This is a genomic window from Patescibacteria group bacterium (genome assembly GCA_041650895.1).
In the GTDB taxonomy this organism is placed as follows: domain Bacteria; phylum Patescibacteriota; class Patescibacteriia; order 2-01-FULL-39-33; family 2-01-FULL-39-33; genus CAISTG01.
The window spans coordinates 1-3,033 of the sequence record JBAZKF010000015.1; the positions used below are offsets into that span (position 1 = coordinate 1).

The 3,033-nt window shown below is 42.4% G+C and carries 1 protein-coding gene; it reads right to left on the reverse strand.

Annotated elements, in window-relative coordinates; all coding sequences use genetic code 11:
- Window positions 1-2,938: hypothetical protein (locus tag WC473_06160; GenBank protein ID MFA5125370.1), on the reverse strand; the 2,938-nt coding region annotated here is incomplete at its 3' end.
- Between the last annotated feature and the right edge of the window lie 95 nt (window positions 2,939-3,033).

Consider the following 3,033-nt stretch of genomic DNA (forward strand, 5'->3'; position numbering starts at 1 on the left):
AAAAATTAGATGAATTAAATGAAGTAGATTGACCGTCAGTAACCTCTAGTCTGAATCCAGGCGTCATCGTTCCAATACCGACATAGCCGTTAGAATATTGAATTGTCACGTGATCAGTTGCGCCTGCTCGGAACCTTAAATTAGAGGCACTATCGTTGTTTGCATAAGTTCTCCATAAATCATCAGCTCCATTAGTTAAAATATGACCCACAGTAGTGCTATTGTCCGGACGGCGAATGCGAATATTTCCGGAATATACCTCAAGTTTTTCTATTGGGCTTGTTGTCCCGATGCCGACATAGCCGCCGTTTTTAAATCTAATCCTTTCCGTTAGTGCCGTATCAGCAGTACCATTTCTTTCACTAAACACTAAATCACCAATTCCATTGGCCGTGCCATTGCCCAATAAACTTTTGATTGCCCACTGCGGAACAGTAGTCCCATTATCATTCCTTGCAGAAAAAGCGATCGCCCCTCCAGCATTAGCCCCATTACCACTAGAGGAAACTAACAGCATTGCGCCTTTATCACCGGCATCAGTTATTGATGCGGTTGTTTGACCAATGCCATAAATTTGAGTTTGCCTAATTGGATTTGTCGTTCCGATGCCGACATGGCCGGAATTATCAATTCGAACCTTTTCACTATTGCCTCCTGTAGCAAATTTAATAACTCCCGCAGCATTATCTGCCATCAAAGTTAACCCACCGGCACCATTAAAATATGTAAATCCACCATTTGCAGAAACAGCACCATAGGCGTCATGAGTAGAACCATACAGTCCTTGAGTGTATACACTTGAATCACTAGTCATAAATACCTGTGCAGCTCCGGCAGAATTAGCATTTTCAATTTTTATATTTGTATAAGCTGCTTGATCTTTTTTAAGATGCAATAATTCTACCGGCACCGTAGTTCCAATGCCGACTTTGTCAGTAATAGCTGTTGCATACATTGCGCCAGTGCCGGCTCCCGACCAATCATTGTCTTCGGCAATCGCGCCCCATGTATCTTTACAACTTTCCTGGATACATAACCGATTGCCTTTAACGTCTCCTTCTACTGCCAAAGAGGCTGTCTGTCCAGTCCCGTAAGCAAACCCACCGGTATTATAATTACCTATAAGCAAATTGGTATTTGAAGCGCTGTCTAAACGTAAAGATTTATTATTAGTTAGATAAATATCATTTCTTAATTTACTATCACCATTCACATCAAATTTTGTTTGCGGTATAGTCGTCCCGATTCCGACATTGCCTGTATTTGGTTGAAGAATTAAATTTCCGCCATAAGCCAATCCGCTGTCGCTGGTTTGTAAAATTGCTGCTCGATCAGCTATAGCAGCTGCTCCTGTAATTGAAAAATTCAATTTAAAAGGATTTGTATCATTGGTCAGCATGGAAATTGCGCTACGATCCGTGGTGTCGGTTTTTGCGTATTGGATGGCTACGGACAATGGTGATATTGGAGCAATTGTCCCGATACCAATACTGCCTCCATCAGTTAAAGTTAAAATATTTTTTTCTCCAGTAATATCATTATGCCAAAATCTTAAATCAGCACTGGTGGCATCATGATAAATTGCCCAGTGTTTATTTGTTCCTGCCACGCTCTGAATATCCATTTCCGCATTCTCGCTTGTGTTATAAACATGCAATTGTTTATTTGGCACAGTTGTTCCGATTCCTAAATTCGCGCCTGTCATTCTCATCATTTCGCGATTTGAACCGTCATTGCCGTAAAATGAAATAAAACCACCGCCACCGAGACTTTTAATACTCACTTCGCTTCCCGAAGAATAAATTGATTTTGTCGTTCCGTTGTTTAGATATAAATTACTGCCAATTTGAGCATTGCCATAGACCGTTAATGGATAACTGACTGTGGCCGTGCCGATACCTAAATAACCCGCGCTTGAAATGCGCATTCGTTCCGTCGGAACTCCAGTATTAATTCTTGTGCCAAAAAGCAATGCTCCGGCATAATCATTGTCATTTGCATTTTCTTTAATACCCCAAATATTGGCAAAATCTTGGGTGGCAGAACCTGCGGCCGCGTATTTGCCGCCAAAAGACACGCCTCCGCCCACGCCTTGAGCCGCAGTTGCGGAATCTTGAAGAACAAGATTTCTTCTCGCGCTAGTGCCGTCAACAACCGATACTCCCAAAACATGAAGTAAAGCTAAAGGCGTTGCCGTTGTTCCAATACCGACATTGCCGGTATTATTATTATAAATATGATTGCCAGTAGCTGTTTGAGCCCAATAACTGTTGCCCGCCAGATTAGTATAAGCACCGCCATTTTCTGAGACCTTAAATACATTGGCCGTTGAATCAAAATATATTCTGCCCTGACCCGCAGGAGAAGTTGCCGGAGCGGCCATACCTCGAGTTGTTAAAGCGCCATTAATATCTAAAATTGTAGTTGGAATTGTTGTCCCAATACCGACGTTGCCGCCATTTAATATGGTTACATCAGTAGAGTTATTAACTCCAAAATTCATATCATATCCTCCGGTATTTATTAAATTTGTGTTTCCTGTCGCGCCATTATAAATCTCAAGATAACCGGAAGCAGCAGAACCGGGCGTGCCGTAAGCATTTCCCGCACCAATGACATTAGTGACTGACATCCAAATTGAACCCTTAACATCTAATTTAGCTCCCGGAATTGTTGTCCCGATTCCGACGTTACCGCCGTTGATTATCCTCATCGCCTCTGAACCATTGGCTATAAATGTCATACCACCATAATCTGCACCAGCTTTGATACTATAATAGTCTCCCGTAGTTGTTCCGAATTTAAGCCAACCTTGATTTGCCCCGGCTCCGCGGAGTATAAGCCCCGGAATAGCCGAATTACCACTCCATGATTCTAATTTAGCACTAGGCGTAGCCGTCCCGATGCCGACATAGCCGTTAGAATATTGAATTGTCATATGATCAGTTGCACCTGCTCGGAATCTCAGATCAGAGGCACTGTCATTGGTTGTATAAGTTCTCCATAAGTCATCAACTCCTTGAGTTAAAAGTT